The sequence below is a fragment of the Pseudomonas sp. GW821-FHT10B02 genome, from assembly GCF_059415665.1.
Map to the genome: position 1 here is coordinate 184,707 of NZ_JBWKNR010000004.1, position 19,264 is coordinate 203,970.

General features: G+C 60.7%; 19 protein-coding genes and 1 tRNA gene. 7 read left to right on the forward strand and 13 right to left on the reverse strand.

The features are described from left to right. Positions 1 to 5 precede the first annotated feature (5 nt). The 4 genes from AC07OF_RS08720 to AC07OF_RS08735 are packed head-to-tail and all read right to left on the reverse strand — an operon-like array spanning position 6 to position 2,993. Positions 6 to 695, reverse strand: a complete 690-nt coding sequence (locus AC07OF_RS08720; RefSeq protein ID WP_157190841.1) for an ABC transporter permease — start codon at positions 693 to 695, stop codon at positions 6 to 8. Next, positions 692 to 1,387, reverse strand: coding sequence for an ABC transporter permease (locus AC07OF_RS08725; protein ID WP_157190842.1), 696 nt, complete (start codon positions 1,385 to 1,387; stop codon positions 692 to 694). The genes AC07OF_RS08720 and AC07OF_RS08725 overlap by 4 nt, the downstream gene beginning before the upstream one ends. Before the next feature lie 57 nt (positions 1,388 to 1,444). Further along, the gene (locus tag AC07OF_RS08730) at positions 1,445 to 2,206 is read right to left on the reverse strand and encodes an ABC transporter substrate-binding protein (protein ID WP_157190843.1); all 762 of its coding nucleotides are present in this window, start codon (positions 2,204 to 2,206) and stop codon (positions 1,445 to 1,447) included. Positions 2,207 to 2,219: 13 nt separating this feature from the next. Then, the gene (locus tag AC07OF_RS08735) at positions 2,220 to 2,993 is read right to left on the reverse strand and encodes an ABC transporter ATP-binding protein (RefSeq protein ID WP_157190844.1); all 774 of its coding nucleotides are present in this window, start codon (positions 2,991 to 2,993) and stop codon (positions 2,220 to 2,222) included. A gap of 608 nt (positions 2,994 to 3,601) precedes the next feature. On the opposite strand from AC07OF_RS08735, the gene gabP reads away from it, so the two are divergent. Further along, positions 3,602 to 4,996 carry a GABA permease gene (gabP, locus tag AC07OF_RS08740; protein WP_157190845.1) on the forward strand — a complete coding sequence of 465 codons (1,395 nt, stop codon included), beginning with the start codon at positions 3,602 to 3,604 and terminating at the stop codon, positions 4,994 to 4,996. A 71-nt stretch (positions 4,997 to 5,067) separates the two neighbouring features. On the opposite strand, the gene AC07OF_RS08745 is transcribed toward gabP, so the two are convergent. The 6 genes from AC07OF_RS08745 to AC07OF_RS08770 form a co-directional block, all read right to left on the reverse strand. Next, on the reverse strand, positions 5,068 to 5,508 hold the full coding sequence (locus tag AC07OF_RS08745; RefSeq protein ID WP_157190846.1) for a hypothetical protein: 441 nt from the start codon (positions 5,506 to 5,508) through the stop codon (positions 5,068 to 5,070). Positions 5,509 to 5,587: 79 nt separating this feature from the next. Next, complete coding sequence (gene ppk2 / locus AC07OF_RS08750) at positions 5,588 to 6,628, reverse strand: polyphosphate kinase 2 (protein WP_476446391.1); 1,041 nt, start codon at positions 6,626 to 6,628, stop codon at positions 5,588 to 5,590. Positions 6,629 to 6,772: 144 nt separating this feature from the next. Further along, positions 6,773 to 6,848, reverse strand: a tRNA-Phe gene (locus AC07OF_RS08755). A 91-nt stretch (positions 6,849 to 6,939) separates the two neighbouring features. Next, positions 6,940 to 7,212: an oxidative damage protection protein gene (locus tag AC07OF_RS08760; RefSeq protein ID WP_038605754.1), complete on the reverse strand. Its 273-nt coding sequence runs from the start codon at positions 7,210 to 7,212 to the stop codon at positions 6,940 to 6,942. Next, positions 7,209 to 8,273 (reverse strand): A/G-specific adenine glycosylase, encoded by a 1,065-nt coding sequence (gene mutY, locus AC07OF_RS08765; protein WP_157190848.1) that lies wholly within the window; start codon positions 8,271 to 8,273, stop codon positions 7,209 to 7,211. The genes AC07OF_RS08760 and mutY overlap by 4 nt, the downstream gene beginning before the upstream one ends. Beyond that, positions 8,270 to 10,516, reverse strand: a complete 2,247-nt coding sequence (locus tag AC07OF_RS08770) for an AsmA family protein (protein ID WP_495072769.1) — start codon at positions 10,514 to 10,516, stop codon at positions 8,270 to 8,272. The genes mutY and AC07OF_RS08770 overlap by 4 nt, the downstream gene beginning before the upstream one ends. Before the next feature lie 359 nt (positions 10,517 to 10,875). Here AC07OF_RS08770 and AC07OF_RS08775 point away from each other — a divergent pair, with 359 nt between their 5' ends. From AC07OF_RS08775 to hisF, 6 genes are all read left to right on the forward strand, one after another. Next, on the forward strand, positions 10,876 to 12,537 hold the full coding sequence (locus tag AC07OF_RS08775; protein ID WP_495072770.1) for an OFA family MFS transporter: 1,662 nt from the start codon (positions 10,876 to 10,878) through the stop codon (positions 12,535 to 12,537). A gap of 141 nt (positions 12,538 to 12,678) precedes the next feature. After that, positions 12,679 to 13,272 carry an imidazoleglycerol-phosphate dehydratase HisB gene (hisB, locus tag AC07OF_RS08780; protein WP_476446394.1) on the forward strand — a complete coding sequence of 198 codons (594 nt, stop codon included), beginning with the start codon at positions 12,679 to 12,681 and terminating at the stop codon, positions 13,270 to 13,272. After that, positions 13,272 to 13,910, forward strand: coding sequence for an imidazole glycerol phosphate synthase subunit HisH (gene hisH, locus AC07OF_RS08785; RefSeq protein WP_157190851.1), 639 nt, complete (start codon positions 13,272 to 13,274; stop codon positions 13,908 to 13,910). The genes hisB and hisH overlap by 1 nt, the downstream gene beginning before the upstream one ends. Continuing rightward, positions 13,910 to 14,170, forward strand: coding sequence for a DUF2164 domain-containing protein (locus tag AC07OF_RS08790; RefSeq protein ID WP_038605769.1), 261 nt, complete (start codon positions 13,910 to 13,912; stop codon positions 14,168 to 14,170). Before hisH ends, AC07OF_RS08790 begins: the two co-directional genes overlap by 1 nt. A 42-nt stretch (positions 14,171 to 14,212) precedes the next feature. After that, entirely contained in the window at positions 14,213 to 14,950 is a 738-nt protein-coding gene (gene hisA, locus AC07OF_RS08795; protein ID WP_038605771.1) for a 1-(5-phosphoribosyl)-5-[(5-phosphoribosylamino)methylideneamino]imidazole-4-carboxamide isomerase, read from the forward strand. A 10-nt stretch (positions 14,951 to 14,960) separates the two neighbouring features. Then, positions 14,961 to 15,731: an imidazole glycerol phosphate synthase subunit HisF gene (gene hisF, locus AC07OF_RS08800; RefSeq protein ID WP_038605774.1), complete on the forward strand. Its 771-nt coding sequence runs from the start codon at positions 14,961 to 14,963 to the stop codon at positions 15,729 to 15,731. A gap of 99 nt (positions 15,732 to 15,830) precedes the next feature. Here the strand turns inward: hisF and choV are convergent, their stop codons facing one another. From choV to AC07OF_RS08815, 3 genes are all read right to left on the reverse strand, one after another. Beyond that, positions 15,831 to 17,009, reverse strand: coding sequence for a choline ABC transporter ATP-binding protein (gene choV / locus AC07OF_RS08805; protein WP_157190852.1), 1,179 nt, complete (start codon positions 17,007 to 17,009; stop codon positions 15,831 to 15,833). Further along, positions 17,006 to 17,854 carry a choline ABC transporter permease subunit gene (gene choW, locus AC07OF_RS08810; RefSeq protein ID WP_174446953.1) on the reverse strand — a complete coding sequence of 283 codons (849 nt, stop codon included), beginning with the start codon at positions 17,852 to 17,854 and terminating at the stop codon, positions 17,006 to 17,008. The genes choV and choW overlap by 4 nt, the downstream gene beginning before the upstream one ends. 66 nt (positions 17,855 to 17,920) lie before the next feature. Then, the gene (locus AC07OF_RS08815) at positions 17,921 to 18,868 is read right to left on the reverse strand and encodes a choline ABC transporter substrate-binding protein (protein WP_342623955.1); all 948 of its coding nucleotides are present in this window, start codon (positions 18,866 to 18,868) and stop codon (positions 17,921 to 17,923) included. Positions 18,869 to 19,264: the final 396 nt, after the last annotated feature.

The window sequence follows — 19,264 nt, forward strand, 5'->3', positions numbered from 1 at the left end:
CAGGTTCAGCGACCCTGGCAGGCGTCGACACGCAGCCAGCGTTCGAGTTGCTTGAACGCTTGCACCAGGAGGAACGAGATCAACAGATAGAACAGGCCCGCTGCGAAGAAGATCTCCACCGGCAAATAGGTGCGGGCGATGATCGTCCGCGCCATACCGGTCAACTCCAGCAGTGTCACGGTACTCGCCAAGGCGCTGGCCTTGAGCATGAGGATCACTTCGTTGCTGTAGGCTGGCAGGCCGATCCGCGCTGCGCGCGGCAGCATGATGTAGAACAGCGCTTTGGCCCTGGACATGCCCAATGCCCGTGCCGCTTCGATTTCACCGCGGGGTATGGCCTGCAGCGCGCCGCGCAGGATCTCGGCGATGTAGGCGGCGGTGTGCAGGGTCATGGTCAGCACGGTGCACCAGAACGGGTCGCGCAAGTAGGGCCACAAGGCGCTGTTGCGCACGGCATCGAACTGCGCCAGGCCGTAGTACACCAGAAACAGCTGAACCAGTAGCGGCGTGCCGCGGAAGAAGAAGATGTAGCCGAAGGGCAGGGCGCGCACGTACCAGTGCCGGGAAGAGCGGGCGATACCCAGCGGAATGGCCAGGATCAGGCCGGCAATCACGGCGATGGCTACCAGCTCGAGGGTCAGAGTGGCGCCTTGGGCCAGGCGTGGCAGCCACTTGATGATGACTTCCCAGTTCATTGGTTAGGCCTCACGAAGCCGCGTGCGGCACGTTTTTCCATGAAGTGCATGCCGATCATGGCAAGGATGGTCAGGCCCAGGTAGATAACCGCGGCGACCATATAGAAGGTGAAGGGCTGCTTGCTCACCGTCACGGCGATCTGCGAGTGACGCATGATCTCTTCCAGGCCAATCACCGATACCAGTGCAGTGTCCTTCATCAGGATCATGAACAGGTTGCCAAGGCCCGGGAGGGCGATGCGCCACATCTGCGGCAGGATAAGTTTGGAGAAGATCCGCCCTTTGGAAAGGCCCAGGGCCAGGCCTGCTTCACGGTGGCCCTTGGGGATGGCCAGGATCGCGCCACGGAACACCTCCGTGGCATAAGCGCCGAAGCACAGGCCCAGAGCAATGACGCCCGCAGCAAAGGCGTTGAGCTCAAGGCCGGGAATATTCAGGGCTTCGCCGAGCCGGTTCATCAGGCTGACGGTGCCAAAGTAAATCAACAACACCCAGAGCAGTTCGGGCACGCCACGAACCAGTGTGGAGTAGAAACCACCCAGCCATCGCAGGGGTTTGTACGGCGAAGTCTTGGCCAGGGCGCCAAGCAGCCCCAGTACCAGCCCCAGACATAGGGCCGACAACGCGAGTTTGACGGTCATCAGCGTCCCGGCCACCAGGGCCGGACCGAATCCGTAGAGATCAATATTCATGGGCAGGTTTGTTCAAGGGACCGGCATCGCCCTCAGGGCGATGCCGGTCGGGGCGAATCAATAGATGCTGAACGGGAAGTACTTGTTGTTGATCTTCTCGTAGGTGCCGTCGGCAACGATTTCCTTCAGTGCGGCGTTCAGCTTGTTGCGCAGTTCATTGTCGCCTTTGCGCACAGCGATACCGACCTTGTCGCTTTCGTTCACCGGCTCGCCTTTGAACTCGTAGTTTTTGCCGGCTTCGGACTTGAGCCAGTCGTAGTTGGCGTACTTGTCGGCCAGCAGGGCGTCGACGCGGCCTGAGGTCAGGTCCAGGTAGGCGTTTTCCTGAGTGTCGTAAAGGCTGACTTTGAACTTGCCGTCCATGCCGCCGTGATCGTCCAGCCAGATAGCGGCCTGGGTGGCGCGCTGGGTACCGAGGGTCTTGCCGGCGAGCGACGCATCGTCAGTCTTGAAGTCGACGTTTTTCGGGGCGATGAACTGCTGCTTGTTCGAGTAGTACGGGTCGGTGAAGTCCACGGCCTGCTTGCGCTCGTCGGTGATCGACAGCGACGAGACGATGAAGTCGAACTTCTTGGCGTTCAGGGCCGGGATGATGCCGTCCCAGTCGGAGGTGACCACTTCGCACTCGACTTTCATCTTGGCGCACAGGGCGTCACCGATGTCTTTGTCGAAGCCGACGACCTGGCCGCTGGCATCCTTGTTGTTGAACGGCGGGTAAGCCGCCTCGATGCCCATCTTCAGTTTCTCGGCAGCCATTGCATTGGCCGAGAACACCAGCGTGGCGGCAGCGGCCAGGAGGAATTTCTTATAGGTCTGCATGCGTGTTGCTCCGTTAGCGGTTGCTGGACATGAATTGTTTACAACGCGCCGAGTTCGGGTTTTCAAAAACCTGCTGCGGCGTTCCCTGCTCTTCGACCAGCCCTTGGTGCAGGAAGACGACTTCACTGGACACCTGTCGGGCGAAGCCCATTTCGTGCGTAACCAGTAGCATGGTACGGCCTTCTTCGGCGAGGGCGCGGATAACGTTGAGCACTTCCTGGACCATTTCCGGATCCAGGGCCGAGGTCGGCTCGTCGAACAGGATGACCTTGGGTTTCATTGCCAGGGTACGGGCAATGGCTGCGCGCTGCTGCTGGCCACCGGACAATTCGGCCGGGTAGCTGTGACGCTTGTTGTGGATCCCCACCTTGTTGAGCAGCGCCTCGGCATGCTCGATGGCTTCGACCTTGCTCTGGCCAAGCACGCGGCGTGGTGCCTCGATGATGTTGTCGAGGATGCTCATGTGCGGCCACAGATTGAAATTCTGGAACACAAAGCCGATCTCGCTGCGCAGGCGATTGATCTGCTTGTTGTCGGCAGCCACCAGTTCGCCGTTCTTTGCGGCCTTGAGCCGGAGTTCTTCACCGGCCACCAGGATCTGGCCCTGGTGCGGGTTCTCCAGCAAGTTGATGCAGCGCAGAAGAGTGGACTTGCCGGAGCCGGAGGATCCCAGGATCGAGATCACGTCGCCATCGCGTGCGGTCAGCGAGATGCCCTTGAGGATCTCCTGGTCGCCGTAGCGTTTGTGCAGGTTGCGGATTTCCAGCGCGGGCGTGGCCTCAGCCATGTGCGGTCCTCATGTGTTCTGGTGCGCTCCTGCTGTTGGCGGCCTTCTTGGCGAGCGCCAAGCTAGCATAGCGGCCGAATGACAGCCAACAAGGTCGGGAGGGGCAAGCAGTTGCCAGGTGGGCGAGTGTCGCATCGCTGCAGCGGACTGTCGCGCGGATGACCACTTGCCCTCGTTTCCAGGGCCGGAGCCTTGATGAAAAAAGGCGCGATGGTGCCATTTTTGGCCAGTGCTGGGAAGTCGTTTCTGACCTTGGGTACAGCTTCGGGCCGTGAATGGCGGCTTTGGTTGTACCTGAGGGTTGCGCCTTTTTGTTTCTTCGATGTGCGTGAGGTGTTACCGCAGGATGATTTTGGTGCACCTGGGGCATTTGTAAGTGGGTATTTCAGTAATCGTGGTTTCCGAGGGTTTTTGAGGGTCTTTCGGTCAGCTTCTGGCAGAAAGGCCTGTAAGCCTTGTTTGACGGGGGTGTGAGATATTTCGAACGAACGGTCATCGTGCTGGCGCGGATATTGCCTTATGGATCGGCAACAGGATGTAGCAATCTTTTTATCCAAGGCGCGCCTCAGGTCGCAGGATCAGAACGCAATTCTTGCAAAGGTAGTTTTATGAGCGGTACGCACAATTCCAATGACCTCGCTCAGGGGCTCAAACAACGGCATGTCACCATGCTGTCCATTGCTGGTGTTATCGGTGCCGGCCTGTTCGTAGGCTCTGGCCACGCCATCGCCGCCGCCGGTCCGGCCGTTCTGCTGGCCTATGCCGCCGCCGGGACCCTGGTGGTGCTGGTGATGCGCATGCTCGGGGAGATGGCAGTCGCCTCGCCGGATACCGGGTCCTTCTCTACTTATGCCGACAAGGCCATCGGCCACTGGGCCGGCTTTACCATTGGCTGGCTTTACTGGTGGTTCTGGGTACTGGTGATTCCGCTGGAAGCCAACGCCGCAGCGGCCATCCTGCATGCCTGGTTCCCTGATGTCGGCATCTGGGTCTTTAGTCTGGTCATTACCCTGCTGCTGACCGCGACCAACCTGTTCAGCGTGAAGAACTACGGCGAGTTCGAGTTCTGGTTTGCCCTGCTCAAGGTTATCGCCATCATCGGCTTCATTATTCTTGGCACGGCGGCCGTGTTCGGTTTCCTGCCTAACAGCCAGGTCAGCGGCGTCAGCCACCTGTTCGACACCCAGGGCTTCATGCCTAACGGTCTGGGCGCAGTGCTGGCAGCCATGCTGACCACCATGTTCTCGTTCATGGGTACCGAAATCGTTACGATCGCGGCAGCCGAATCCAAGGATCCGGGCAAGCAGATCTCCAAGGCCACCAATTCGGTGATCTGGCGGATTTTCCTGTTCTACCTCGTGTCGATCTTCCTGGTCGTGGCGCTGGTTCCATGGAACAGCAGTGAGCTGGCTGAAGTCGGTTCCTACCAGACCGTGCTGAACCTGATGGGCATCCCTAACGCCAAGCTGATCGTCGACATCGTCGTACTGATCGCGGTAACCAGCTGCCTGAACTCGGCGCTGTACACCTCCTCGCGCATGCTCTTCTCCCTGAGCAAGCGTGGTGATGCACCGGCCGTGGCCCAGCGCACCACCTCCAGCGGTACCCCGTATGTTGCGGTGGTGCTGTCGACCGCAGCGGCGTTCCTGACGGTGGCTGCCAACTACGTGGCACCTGCCGCGGTGTTCGAGTTCCTGCTGGCCAGCTCCGGCGCCATTGCCTTGCTGGTGTATCTGGTGATTGCCATCTCGCAGCTGCGCATGCGCCGCCAGCGTATGGCGCGTGGCGAGAAGATTGCCTTCAAGATGTGGCTGTTCCCGGGCCTGACCTGGGCGACCATCTTCTTCATCGTCGCCATTCTCACCGTGATGCTGGTGCGTCCGGATCACCGTATCGAGATCATTGCGACCGGCTTGCTGTCGATTGCCGTGGTTGCGGCCGGCCTGCTGGTGGCGCGCAAGCGCAAGGCCGAGGCGGCTGGGCGTGCGGTGCTGAACAACTGATTCAGTGCTGTTGAAATGAAAAGGCCGCGATCTGAGAGGATCGCGGCCTTTTTTATTGCTGCTGGCCTGACTCAGCCAAACATCTTCTGTTGCTGCTTGGCCACCGCTTCCGAGGCCGAGATGTAGGCTTCCTGGAATTCGTCGCTTTCCAGCCAGGCCATGGTGGTGGCTTCGTCAGCCCCGTCCAGCCATTTGCGGTAGGCGCTGAAGACCATGACGATGTAGTCGGTGGCGTGCTCTTCCTTGTGGCCTTTGAGTACCAGGGCCAGTAGCGGATCGACCAGGAACACCGAAATCAAGGCCACCAGGCCGCCTTCCTGGGCTTGCTTCATCTTGTCGAACAGGGCGGTGTAGCTGCCCGAGTTCATGGCCTTGTCGAACACCTGCTCGACGCTGGCGCTGGAGCTTTCGCCGGAGCTCTTGACCGCCTGGCCGCTGCGCACCATGCGGTTCTCGCGAGCCTTGGTGGCGGCGCGCTTGGCGCGTTTTTGCTGTTTGCTGTTGGAGGCCATCGGTGAATCCTGAGTCGTAAAATTTTGCGTATTGAAGCCTAGTTGGCAAAGAAACCCAAGTGCCGCCGACGGCCTTCGCTCAGGCGGGCTGTGCCAGCTCCCCACGGTCTTCCTCGACAAGCACCCGTGCCGCGCGCTCAACCAGCAGTGGATCGGGCTGGTGGGCCACGCTCAGGTCCTTGCCCGGGTAGTCGAGCGAATGCAGGAAGTGACGGATGCAGTTGATCCGTGCGCGCTTCTTGTCGTCGGACTTGATCACCGTCCAGGGCGCGTCGGCGGTGTCGGTATGGAAGAACATCGCTTCTTTGGCGGCGGTGTACTCGTCCCATTTGTCCAGCGACTTGATGTCGATGGGCGACAGTTTCCAGTGCTTGAGCGGATCGTCACGGCGCGAGATGAAGCGGCGCAGCTGTTCTTCGCGGTTGACCGAGAACCAGTATTTGAACAGCAGGATGCCGCTGTTGCAGAGCATGCGCTCCAGGTCAGGTGCCTGGCGCATGAACTCCAGGTACTGCAGCGGCGAGCAGAAATCCATTACCCGTTCGACGCCGGCACGGTTGTACCAGGAGCGGTCGAAGAAGACCATCTCACCTGAAGTCGGCAGATGCTGGATGTAGCGCTGGAAGTACCACTGTCCCTTTTCCTGCTCGGAAGGCTTCTCCAGGGCGACGATACGCGCGCCACGCGGGTTCAGGTGCTCCATGAAGCGTTTGATGGTACCGCCTTTGCCTGCCGCGTCACGGCCTTCGAACAGCACGACGATGCGCTGGCCGGTTTCCTTGGCCCAGCTCTGCACCTTGAGCAGCTCGATCTGCAGCTCGTGCTTGGCCTTGTCGTACTCCGCGCGACGCATGCGGTTGCGGTAGGGGTAGCTGGCGGGCAGCTTTGCAGTGGTGCTGTCTTCGTTCGAGCCGCGTGGGGCGGAGGCAACCTTGAGGGCGGCGGGTTGCTGGCTGATGGCGCTGATTTCACTGTCGGCGGCAACAGTGCCGGGCTTGCGGGTGGTGCGTGGTCGCCGTGGGCGGCTGGTGCCGGGCGCGCGTGACGGGGTCTGGCTGGTACTGGCCGATGTATCTGAAGTCGGTGAGGGCAGAGGCAGGGCAGTGGATTCTTCGCTCATTGGGGGCCTGTTGGTTTTTTCGAATGTCCTTCAGGCAGCATACGGCGGTGTGGCAAGCGCGTACTGACGGTGGTCAACGCCGCGCTTTTTTATGGCGCAAACAAAAAACCCCTGAATCTCACGATTCAGGGGTTTCGGTATTAGTGGTGCCCAGAGACGGAATCGAACCGCCGACACGGGGATTTTCAATCCCCTGCTCTACCGACTGAGCTATCTGGGCAACGGGGCGCATTAAAAGGCTTTTTCGGATTTACGTCAACGACTTTTTGAAAATTTTTTAAATTAATTCCGTCGCTTACGATTTTCCGGGGTTATTCGGCTGGTGGAACGTAGCCTTCGGCCTTTTCGAATTCCTGGCCGGAGAAGAACTTGTCCATCTCGCCCTGGAGGAATTTGCGGTCCTCGGCGTTCATCATGTTCAAGCGCTTCTCGTTGATCAGCATGGTCTGTTCCTTCTGCCAGTCGGCCCAGGCCTTCTGCGAGATGTGCTCGTAGATGTCCTGGCCCTTGGCGCCCGGGTACGGTGGACGCTCCAGGCCTGGCAGTTGTTCTTTGTACTTGCGGCACATTACGGTGCGGGTCATCGCGACTCTCCTGCAATCAAAACGTCGGCCGCGCGTTTCAGCAGTTTTTTCACCGGGGCGGCAAGGCCCAGGCGCGGCGGGGTGGCGAGGTTATACCAGAGCCAGTCGGCCTCGGCCACGTGGGCCCGGGTGTCATCGACCCGGACCAGCCATGGTTCGATGGCCAGCTGGAAATGGCTGAAGGTGTGCGTCAGGCCGTCCAGCGCCTGACTGGCGCTGAGGCTCAGCCCGTGCTGGTCGGCCAGGTCGTCGAGCTGCTCCAGGCTGTCCAGCTCCGGCAGGCTCCACAAGCCGCCCCAGAGCCCCGTGGAAGGGCGCCGGTAAAGCAGGATGGCACCTTCGCGGGCCAGCAGCGGCATCAGCGTGCGCCGCTGTGGCAGCTCCTTGCGCGGCTTGGGTATCGGGTAGCGGATCTCCTGGCCGAGCATGTGCGCTTCGCAGCCGAGCTTGAGCGGGCACAGCAGGCAACTGGGCTTGCTGCGGGTGCACAGGGTGGCGCCGAGGTCCATCATTGCCTGGGTGTAATTATTGACCCGGGTGTGAGGGGTATAGCGTTCGGCATTGGCCCACAGGGCTTTGGCCACTTTCGGCTCGCCCGGATAGCCTTCCTGGGCGGTGTAGCGGGCCAGTACGCGCTTGACGTTGCCGTCGAGGATCGGCGCGCGCAGGCCCATGCTGATACTGGCAATGGCGCCGGCGGTGGACAGGCCGATGCCAGGCAGCTCGGTCAGCTTTTCGACATCGCGGGGGAATTCGCCGGCGTACTGCTCGACGACGATTTTCGCGGTCTTCTGCAGGTTGCGCGCGCGGGTGTAGTAACCCAGGCCTGTCCACAGGTGCAGCACTTCGTCTTCAGGTGCTTCAGCCAGGGCCTGCACGGTCGGCAGCGCGGCCATGAAGCGGTCGAAGTAATTGAGCACAGTGCTGACCTGGGTCTGTTGCAGCATGATTTCCGAAACCCACACCCGATAAGGCGTGATGCCCTGTTGCCAGGGCAGGTCATGACGGCCGTTACGGTCGTACCACTCCAGCACGGCGCTGGAAAACTGCTCAGGACTCATCGCTTGAACAACCCCTTGAGCGCATCTTTGAGTTCCGGACTGACCTTGTCACCGAGCTTCTCGTCGATCTTGTCACCGAGTTTTTCGCTGACTTTGTCGCCCGCCAGCTTGGCGGCGACTTTGCCCAGCGCATCTTTGTCCAGGCGGCAGGCTTTGGCGCCCAGCTCAAGCGGGCCACGGCAGCGCAGCGGCAGTTCGAGGCCGACATAGCGCTCGCCGACCTGGCAGGCAGGGTCGGGCATGTCGCGTTTGTCGCCCTCGACGATCACGCCAACCCGGTAGTCCATGCCCAGTACACGCAGGTCGAGGTCGCCCTGACCATTGACCGTCAGACCGGGAATACGCGCCTTGAGGTCAGGGTTGCTGGCCACGCCATTACGCAGCACCAGGCTGCCTTTGAGCTCCTGGAAGGGCGTGTCCTTGCCGCGGGGTTCGCCGCTCAGGGTTTTGCGGTTGAGGGTGGCGATGGCCTGGCACAGCTGTTGTTCAAGGTTGGCGTTGACCAGGATGCCGTCGTTGATGACAAAGCTGGCGTTGCCATTGAGGGTGTCGACCAGCGCCTTCTGACTGTTGCCGGTGGCGGTCAGGTCGCTGCTCAGGGTCAGCAGGCCCTTGACCGGCGGGGTTTCGGTCTGGCTCTTGATGAAGTGCTCGACCGGCACCCGGTTGACCTTGGTGGTGAGGCCGATCTGTGGCACCGCCGGGCGAACATCCAGGGTGCCCTTGCTTTCGAAGTCGCCGTCATACAAGCCGCCGCGCAGGGCTTCCAGGGTGATCAGGCCGCCCTGGCCCTGGGTTTTCAGGTGGGCGTTTTCGATCGGCAGTTTTTCCAGGGTCAGCAGGCCGAACGTCAGGTCAGCTTGCAGATCGAGGCGGCGCAGGCGATCGACCGGCAGCAGCTTGTCGTTGCTCCAGGCCACCTGGGTCGGGGCGTCAGGTAGCGGCGTGTTGCCGGCACTGGCCAGGGCGCTTTGTTCCTTGCTCTTGACCTCGGCCTGGCGCGCTGCAGTGGCACTGGCCGCCGCTTCACTCTTGGCCGGCATATAGCGGTCGGCGTCGAACTTGTCGGCCTTGAGCTGGATGCGCAGGGCTTGTTTGGCGAAGTCTTCGACCGCCAGGCGGCCACTGAAGGTGCTGTCGTCGAGTTTTACCGCCAGGTCTTCCAGGGCCAGGCTGGTAGGGCTGCCTTGCAGGCGGCTGACCAGTTCGAACTTGTTCAGCGCGCTGGCGTCAGCTGTGGCGGGCAGCGTCACGCCGACGCTGTCGAGGAAGGTACGCAGGTTGATCTGGGCGATCGACAGGCCACCCGTCAGTTGCGGGGTTTTGTCCAGGTCACGCAGGTTCAGTTCGCCAAGGGCGCGCAACTGGTTGGCCGAGAGTTTCAGGCCGTTCCATTCGGCGACGTTGGCCGCCAGGTCGACCAGCAACTGACCCTGGGCAGCGAAGGTCAGGGTTTTACCCTGCAGAGGCTCGCCCGAGGCTTCGCCGCTGAGCTTCATGTCTTCGAACTGGTAGCGCTTGAGGCGGCGGTCGAAACGCAGCTCGCCGTTGAGTTCCGTGCGTGCTTTGAGTACCGGTTGCCCGACGCTGACAAAGGCGGTCATTTTCAGCGGGATATTCACCCCTTCGTGGACCGCGCCGGTGCTCAGCTGGATGCTTTCGGCGCCAAAGGTCTGGCCGCTGCGGGCATCGCTGTACTGCACCCGGGCGTTGTTCACGGTCAGGCTGTCGATATCCAGCTTGACCGGACGCTCGTTGCTGTCGCTCTTGGTCTCGGCCTTGGCCGTGGCTTCGCCAGCAGGTGCGGCGCCGTCGGCGGGGGCTGCGGCAGCGACCGGCAATGGCTTGCCGATGTCTTCCCAGTTGCCGTGGCCGTTCTCGTCGCGATTCAGGCTCAGGTTCAGGCCTTCGACGCGTACGTCGCTCATCTGCACTTCGCGGCGCAACAACGGCAGGACGCGCACTGACAGACCGAGCATCTGCAGGTCGGCAAACGGCACTTTCGGGTTGTTCAGGGTGGCGATGCTGGCTTCATGCAGCTCCAGCCCCAGCCAGGGGAACAGGCTCCAGCCGATGTCGCCATTGAGCGTCAGCTCGACGTGGGCTTTGTCGCGTGCAAGCTGGCGAATCTCGTCTTTGTAGTCGTTGGGATCGAAGAGGTGGGTCAGGGCAAATCCCAGAGCCACAATGATCAGCAACAACCCGAGAAGCACCAGCCCCAGGATTTTGCCGAACGCTTTCATGGGCGAGTCCTTGTAGTTCGATTCTAAAATTTAGCCGCAGAGTATAGCGCTGCGCTTGGCGTCGCTGGAGATGCTCAAGGATTACTGAGGATTTCTCCTACAGCGCTGGCCTGATTTGCTCAGGATTTCGACAGCGATGGGTATGACAGTTCCTTGCACAGAGCAATCAGCTGCCGAACAAAAGACGATATCAGTTTGCTTTCAAAGGCAGAGGCTAATGCTACTCTTGCGCCGCTCACAGGCCCTTGTGCGGCGATTTGTCGCGTTCTACAGGGCAATTGTGCCAAAAAACGATCAGTTGCCTTAGTGCCAAGGTCGTGAGCCGTGAGCTGACCATCTCTACGCGGGGAACACAATAAATGAACAGCAGTATCACGGCAGGCACGTTAACCAGCAGCCCTGGTTTTCTGTCCAAGGAGCGGATCATCGCCGCGCCTGGTTTCAACCGCTGGCTGGTACCACCGGCGGCGCTGGCCATCCATTTGTGCATTGGCATGGCCTACGGCTTTTCGGTGTTCTGGTTGCCGTTGTCGCAAGCGATCGGTATCACCGCGCCGCTTGCCTGTGCGCCGGACATGAGCTTCTTCGCCCGCCTGTTCAGCACTGAATGCGACTGGCAGATCTCGATGCTCAGCTGGATCTATACCCTGTTCTTCGTGTTCCTCGGCTGCTCTGCAGCCGTTTGGGGTGGCTGGCTGGAGCACGCCGGGCCGCGCAAGGCCGGGGTGGTTTCGGCGCTGTGCTGGTGTGGTGGCCTGCTGATCTCGGCGTTCGGTATCTATACCCACCAGCTCTGGCTGATGTGGCTGGGCTCGGGTGTCATCGGCGGTATCGGCCTGGGTTTGGGCTATATCTCGCCGGTTTCGACACTGATCAAGTGGTTCCCGGACAAGCGCGGCATGGCCACCGGTATGGCGATCATGGGCTTTGGCGGTGGCGCCATGGTCGGCGCGCCATTGGCGGCAGCGCTGATGAACCACTTTGCCAGCCCTGAAGGTGTAGGCGTCTGGCAGAGCTTCGTGGTGATGGCGGTAATCTACTTCGTGTTTATGATCGGCGGTGCCTTGGCCTATCGAGTGCCGCCGACCGGCTGGAAGCCCGAGGGCTGGACCGCTCCGCTGAAGAAAGCCAGCAACGCGATGATTACCCACCGCCACGTACATGTCAGTGTGGCGTGGAAAACGCCGCAGTTTGCCTTGATCTGGTTGGTACTGTGTCTGAACGTGTCGGCGGGTATCGGCATTCTGGGCATGGCCTCGCCGCTGTTGCAGGAAGTTTTTGCCGGTAAATTGCTGGGTAACGACTTGAGCTTCAGCGAACTCAGCAGCACGCAACTGGCGCAGATTGCCGCAATCGCTGCCGGCTTTACCGGCCTTTTGAGCCTGTTCAATATCGGTGGGCGGTTTTTCTGGGCGTCGTTCTCCGACTACATCGGGCGCAAGAACACCTATTTCGCCTTCTTCGCCCTGGGTGTCGCGCTGTATGCGCTGGTGCCGAACATGGGCCACCTGGGCAACATCGCCCTGTTCGTGGCGGCGTTCTGCATCATCCTGTCGATGTACGGCGGCGGCTTCGCCACAGTGCCGGCGTATCTGGCCGACCTGTTCGGCACGCAGATGGTCGGTGCCATTCATGGTCGTCTGTTGACTGCCTGGGCTGCTGCCGGCGTGCTCGGGCCGGTGCTGATTACCTACCTGCGTGAGTACCAGCTGGCGCTGGGCGTGGAGCGTGCGGCGGTCTACGACATCACCCTGTACATCCTGGCCGGCCTGCTGGTGCTGGGGTTTGTCTGCAACGCGCTGGTGCGCCCGGTGGCCGACAAGTACTTCATGACTGACGCACAGTTGGCGGCGGAACAGGCGCTGAGCCATGACCAGGGCAACGGCAACACCCGGGTGCTGGAGTGGCATGCGGCGCCGGGAAGCCTGCCGCTGGTGGTCGCTGCCTGGCTGCTGGTGGGGATTCCACTGGCCTGGGGGATCTGGGTGACACTGCAAAAAACCGCAGTGCTGTTCAACTGACCCCTCTGTTCTGGTCAGAAGTTGCAGAAAATCATCATGTGGCAGGTAAATCCCCTGCCACATGTCATCTTCGTTTCATGCCACGCGCTTCTAGGCCTATAATGATCGCCTTTTTCGCCCAATGATTTTGCGGAGCTGGTGATGGTCGAACGTAAGGCTTCCGTCGAGCGCAATACTCTGGAAACCCAGATCAAGGCCTCGATCAACCTGGATGGCAGCGGCAAGGCCCGATTTGATATCGGTGTGCCTTTCCTTGAACACATGCTCGACCAGATCGCCCGACATGGGCTGATCGATCTCGACATCGAGTGCAAGGGCGACCTGCATATCGACGATCACCATACCGTCGAAGATGTCGGTATCACCCTCGGCCAGGCTTTCAACCAGGCCGTCGGCGACAAGAAGGGCATCCGCCGCTACGGCCATGCCTATGTGCCGCTGGATGAAGCCCTGTCGCGTGTGGTCATCGACTTCTCCGGCCGTCCTGGCCTGCAGATGCACGTGCCGTACACCCGCGCTTCGGTGGGCGGTTTCGATGTCGACCTGTTTCAGGAATTCTTCCAGGGCTTCGTCAACCACGCCAACGTCACCCTGCACATCGACAACCTGCGTGGGCACAACACCCACCACCAGATCGAGACGGTGTTCAAGGCGTTCGGCCGCGCGCTGCGCATGGCCATCGAGCTGGATGAGCGTATGGCCGGGCAAATGCCATCGACCAAGGGTTGCCTGTAATGCAGACAGTTGCCGTTATCGACTATGGCATGGGTAACCTGCACTCGGTGGCCAAGGCGCTGGAACACGTGGGTGCCGGCAAGGTACTGATCACCAGCGATGCTGCGGTCATCCGCGAGGCTGATCGAGTGGTGTTCCCGGGTGTCGGCGCGATTCGCGATTGCATGGCCGAAATTCGCCGCCTGGGCTTCGACAGCCTGGTGCGTGAAGTCAGCCAGGACCGTCCGTTCCTCGGCATTTGCGTCGGCATGCAGGCCTTGCTCGATCACAGCGAAGAGAACGACGGTGTCGACTGCATCGGCCTGTTCCCAGGCCAGGTGAAGTTCTTCGGCAAAGACCTGCACGAAGACGGCGAGCACCTGAAGGTGCCGCACATGGGCTGGAACGAAGTCACCCAGTCCATCGACCACCCGCTGTGGCACAACATTCCTGACCTGGCGCGCTTCTATTTCGTCCACAGCTACTACATCACCGCGGCCAAGGCCGTGCAGGTGGTGGGGCGCGGTCACTATGGCGTCGATTTCGCCGCCGCGCTGGCCGAAGGTTCGCGTTTTGCCGTGCAGTTCCATCCGGAGAAGAGCCATACCCATGGCCTGCAGCTGCTGCAGAACTTCGCCGCTTGGGACGGCCGCTGGTAATGAGCAAGTCCAGGACCAAGGCACCGATCCTCACCCTCGCCCCGGAACAGGAACGCGAGGCGCTGGATGTTCTCAAGCGCTTCCTCGAAGACCGTTTCGAGTTGCAGCTGGGGTCGTTCGAGGTCGCCGAGGTGCTGGATCTGTTTACCAAAGAGATTGCCCCGCACTACTACAACAGGGCGATTTTCGATGTGCAGAACCACCTCAAGGAACGGTTCGAAAGCATCGAAAGCGACCTGTGGGCGCTCGAGAAGAACTGACTTCCCGAGCATCACTGTTTACCGAATAGACAGGTTTTGCAGATGCTGATTATCCCCGCTATCGATCTCAAGGACGGTGCTTGCGTACGCCTGCGCCAAGGCCGCATGGAAGATTCCACGGTTTTCTCCGACGACCCGGTGAGCATGGCCGCCAAGTGGGTCGAAGGCGGCTGCCGCCGTCTGCATCTGGTTGACCTCAACGGCGCCTTCGAAGGCCAGCCGGTCAACGGCGAAGTGGTTACCGCCATTGCCAAGCGCTACCCGAACCTGCCGATCCAGATCGGCGGCGGTATCCGTTCGCTGGAAACCATCGAGCACTACGTCAAGGCTGGCGTCAGCTACGTGATCATCGGCACCAAGGCGGTCAAAGAGCCAGAGTTCGTTGCCGAAGCCTGCCGCGCGTTCCCGGGTAAAGTCATCGTCGGTCTGGACGCCAAAGACGGCTTCGTCGCCACCGACGGCTGGGCTGAAGTCAGCTCGGTGCAGGTCATTGACCTGGCCAAGCGTTTCGAAGCTGACGGCGTCTCGGCCATCGTCTACACCGACATCGCCAAAGACGGCATGATGCAAGGCTGCAACGTGCCTTTCACCGCCGCCCTGGCCGCGGCCACCAAGATCCCGGTCATCGCCTCCGGCGGTATCCACAACCTGGGTGACATCAAGGCCCTGCTCGACGCCAAGGCGCCAGGCATCATCGGTGCGATCACCGGCCGCGCCATCTACGAAGGCACCCTGGATGTCGCCGAGGCACAAGCCTTCTGCGACAGCTATAAAGGCTGAGGACTCCGACATGGCACTGGCCAAGCGCATCATCCCTTGCCTGGACGTGGACAACGGCCGGGTGGTCAAGGGCGTCAAGTTCGAGAACATCCGCGATGCCGGCGACCCGGTGGAAATCGCCCGGCGCTACGATGAACAGGGCGCTGACGAAATCACCTTCCTCGACATCACTGCCAGCGTCGATGGTCGCGATACCACCCTGCATACCGTCGAGCGCATGGCCAGCCAGGTGTTCATCCCGCTGACCGTGGGCGGTGGCGTGCGTACCGTGCAGGACATCCGCAACCTGCTCAATGCCGGTGCCGACAAGGTCTCGATCAACACTGCCGCAGTGTTCAACCCGGAGTTCGTTGGCGAGGCTGCCGCGCACTTCGGTTCGCAGTGCATCGTGGTTGCCATTGACGCCAAGAAGGTTTCCGGCCCGGGCGAAACCCCGCGCTGGGAAATCTTCACCCACGGCGGTCGCAAGCCGACCGGCCTGGACGCGGTGGAGTGGGCGAAGAAGATGGAAGGCCTGGGTGCCGGTGAGATCCTGCTGACCAGCATGGATCAGGACGGCATGAAGAACGGCTTTGACCTGGGCGTGACCCGGGCCATCAGCGATGCCCTGGGCATTCCGGTGATTGCTTCAGGTGGTGTGGGTAACCTGCAGCACCTGGCTGACGGGATTCTGGAAGGTCATGCCAGCGCGGTGCTGGCAGCGAGCATCTTCCACTTCGGTGAGTACACGGTACCGGAAGCCAAGGCCTTCATGGCCAAGCAAGGCATCGTCGTTCGCTGAACCCTTGTGGGAGCCGGCCTTGCCGGCGATGCTTTCAGCGCGGTGTCAGGTGCACCGTGTCGTCTGCATCGCCGGCAAGGCCGGCTCCCACAAATGCTTTCACCCCAGATTCTTGCCCAGCAGCGCGTGATACAGCTCGCTGTCGCCGAGAATCCCCACCACCGTATTACCTTCCTGCAGCACCAGCTTGTTACCGGTCTGGTAACGGATCTGCAGGGCCTCACGCATACCGATGCTGGCACTGACCAACGTTGGCTTGCGGCCCAGCCCTTCCACCGCTTCCCCCGGTGCCCAGTTCTGCAGGTCCATGCCTGTGGCGCCCTGGCGTGCACCCTTGATGGTGTTGCCTTCGGCCAGGTCCAGCCAAGAGTCGCCGCCTGGATCGATGCACACCGAGCCATTGATGCGCTTGCACTTGTCCAGGGTACGCATCAGGCTGCGGCCACACAGCACGTTGAGTGGGTTGGTATGGGCGACGAAGGTCCGTACATATTCGTCTGCCGGGTTGAGGACGATCTCTTCAGGCTTGCTGTACTGGATGATCTTGCCGTCTTTCATGATGGCGATCCGGCTGCCCAGCTTCAGCGCTTCGTCCAGGTCGTGGCTGACGAACACGATGGTCTTGCTCAGCTTGCGTTGCAGCTCCAGCAGCTCGTCCTGCAGGCCCTGACGGATCAGCGGGTCGAGGGCCGAGAAGGGTTCGTCCATCAGCAGGATGTCGGCGTCCATGGCCAGCGCACGGGCGAGGCCGACGCGCTGTTGCATACCGCCTGAGAGTTCATCGGGTTTCTTGTTACGCCATTGCGTCAGGCCGACCAGTTCGAGTTTCTCGTCGACCAGCTTGCGCCGCTCTTTCTCCGGACGCCCCTGCATTTCCAGGCCGAAGCTGATGTTCTCGCGCACCGTCAGCCAGGGCATCAGGGCGAATTTCTGGAACACCATGGCGATGCGCTTGGTGCGCATCATCTTCAGCTCTGCCGGGGTGCAATGGGCGATGTCGATATGCGAGCCTTCGTGCTCGACGAACAACTTGCCGCGGCTGACGGTATTGAGGCCGTTGATGCAGCGCAGCAGGCTCGACTTGCCCGAACCGGACAGGCCCATCAGCACGCAGATCTCGCCTTTGTTGATATCCAGGTTGGCCTTTTCCACGCCGACTACCAACCCGGTTTTTTTCAGGATCTGCTCCCGCGAAAGGCCTTGGTCTAGCAGGCTGAGGGCCTCACGCGGTCGGCTGGAGAAGATAACGTCTACATCTTCGAAGCGAATAATGCTCATGCTTCACTCCTCACCGGTGCGTCGGGTTGTTTGCAGATACGGTCGAGCATGATCGCCAGCAGGACGATCGCCAGACCCGCTTCGAAGCCCAGAGCGATATCGGCAGTGTTCAGTGCGTTGACAACAGGTTTGCCCAAGCCATCGGCACCCACCAGGGCAGCGATCACCACCATCGACAGCGACAACATGATGCATTGGGTGACGCCGGCGGCGATGCTCGGCATGGCATGCGGCAGTTCGATGCGTGACAGCAGTTGGCGGCGTGAGCAACCGAAGGCCTTGCCGGCATCGAGCAGCTCCTGGGGCACATCACAGATACCCAGGTAAGTCAGGCGGATCGGCGCGGCGATGGCAAACACCACCGTCGAGATCAGCCCGGGGACCACGCCCAGACCGAACAGGGTCAGGGTCGGGATCAGGTACACGAAGGTAGGTACCGTCTGCATCAGGTCGAGGACCGGGCGCATGGCGGTGTAGAACATCGGTTTGTGCGCAGCGAGGATGCCCAGCGGTACGCCGATAGCCACGCAGACCAGGGTGGCGAACAGCACCTGGGCCAGGGTCTCCATGGTCTCTTGCCAGTAACCGAGGTTGAGGATCAGCAGGAATGACAGCACGCAGAAGGTGGTCAGCGCCCATTTGCGCTGGATCAGGTGCGCGATCACTGCAATCAGGCCGATCAGGACGAAGGGATTGAACCAGGTCAGTGCCCCGGTTACACCGTGGATCATGTATTCCAGTGCCGCAGCGAAAGCATCGAAGTAGTTGGCGCCGTGTTGCGTCAACCATTCAACGAAGCCTGCGATGTACTGGCCCAGAGGGAGTTTTTCATCGATCAGCATGATAGCGAGCGTCCACCTGCAAAAAATTGAAGACAGCCTGCGGCGGGGCCAGCCCGCCGCAGGCAGTGCTTACTGCGTCAGTTTGGCCTTGGCCGCCTCCAGGCCCGGTTTGCCGTCAACGGTGGTAACCCCTGCCAGCCAGGTATCGAGTACCTGAGGGTTGTTTTTCAGCCAGGCTTTGGCGGCTGCGTCGGGTTTCATCTTGTCGTCCAGGACGTTGCCCATCAGGGTGCTTTCCATGTCCAGGGTGAAGGACAGGTTTTTCAGCAGCTGGCCGACGTTGCTGCATTCCTGCACATAACCCTTGCGGGTATTGGTGAGCACGGTGGCTTTACCGTAGTCGGGGCCGAAGAAATCATCGCCGCCGTCGAGGTATTTCATCTTGAAACGGGTGTTCATCGGGTGCGGTTCCCAGCCCAGGAACACCACCGCAGTGTCGCGGCGCTGGGCACGTTCAACCTGCGAGAGCATGCCTGCCTCGCTGGACTCGACCACCTTGAAACCGGCGTCCTTGAGGCCGAAGGCGTTCTTGTCGATCATGCTCTGGATGGTGCGGTTGCCGTCGTTGCCCGGCTCGATGCCGTAGATCTTGCCGTCCAGTTCCTTCTTGAACTTGGCAATGTCGGCGAAGTTTTTCAGGCCCTTGTCATACAGCGCCTGCGGTACGGCCAGGGTGTATTTGGCGTTCTCCAGGTTCGCTCGCACGGTTTCCACCGTACCGGCATCACGGTACTGCTTGATGTCGTTTTCCATGGTCGGCATCCAGTTGCCGAGGAACACATCCATATTCTTGCCGTCGGCCAGCGACTTGTAGGTCACGGGCACCGAAATCATGGTGGTCTTGGTTTTGTAGCCCAGCGATTGCAGCACCACACTGGTCACCGCGGTGGTCACGGTGATATCGGTCCAGCCGACATCGGAGAAGTTGACGGTATGACACTGCTCAGGCTCGGCGGCCTGGGCCAACAGCGGCACACTCAGTAGCGCGGTCAGCAATAGCGAGGGTGAACCTTTCATGCGATGGACTCCTGATGTTTTTTCTCGGATGTCCCACGGGACCGCCGTGCTTTATGGTTTGCATTCGGTCGGGCCTGACTATCGGGCGATAGCGGGACAGGTGCCGTGCAATCGAGTCGATACCGATCATCTAACAGCGAAAATCAAACGCCTACAGGGTGCGTCGTATCCAGTACAGACAGGGTCGCATCCAGTGTCGATGAGGTCGTTTACAGATTTATCCCACCCCGTAAACGCAGTTTTGCTGCTTCTGCACCGCAAAAAAACGGCGCAGAAACGGTCGTGACAGCTGGCGGCGTTGCTGGGCAAGATCGCGTCGGTTGTAGACGTCAGAAGTCCGCTCAAAAGCCTGATGATGCGCGAATTCGGCGGATTGCCGCCTATTTAGCGTAGCAG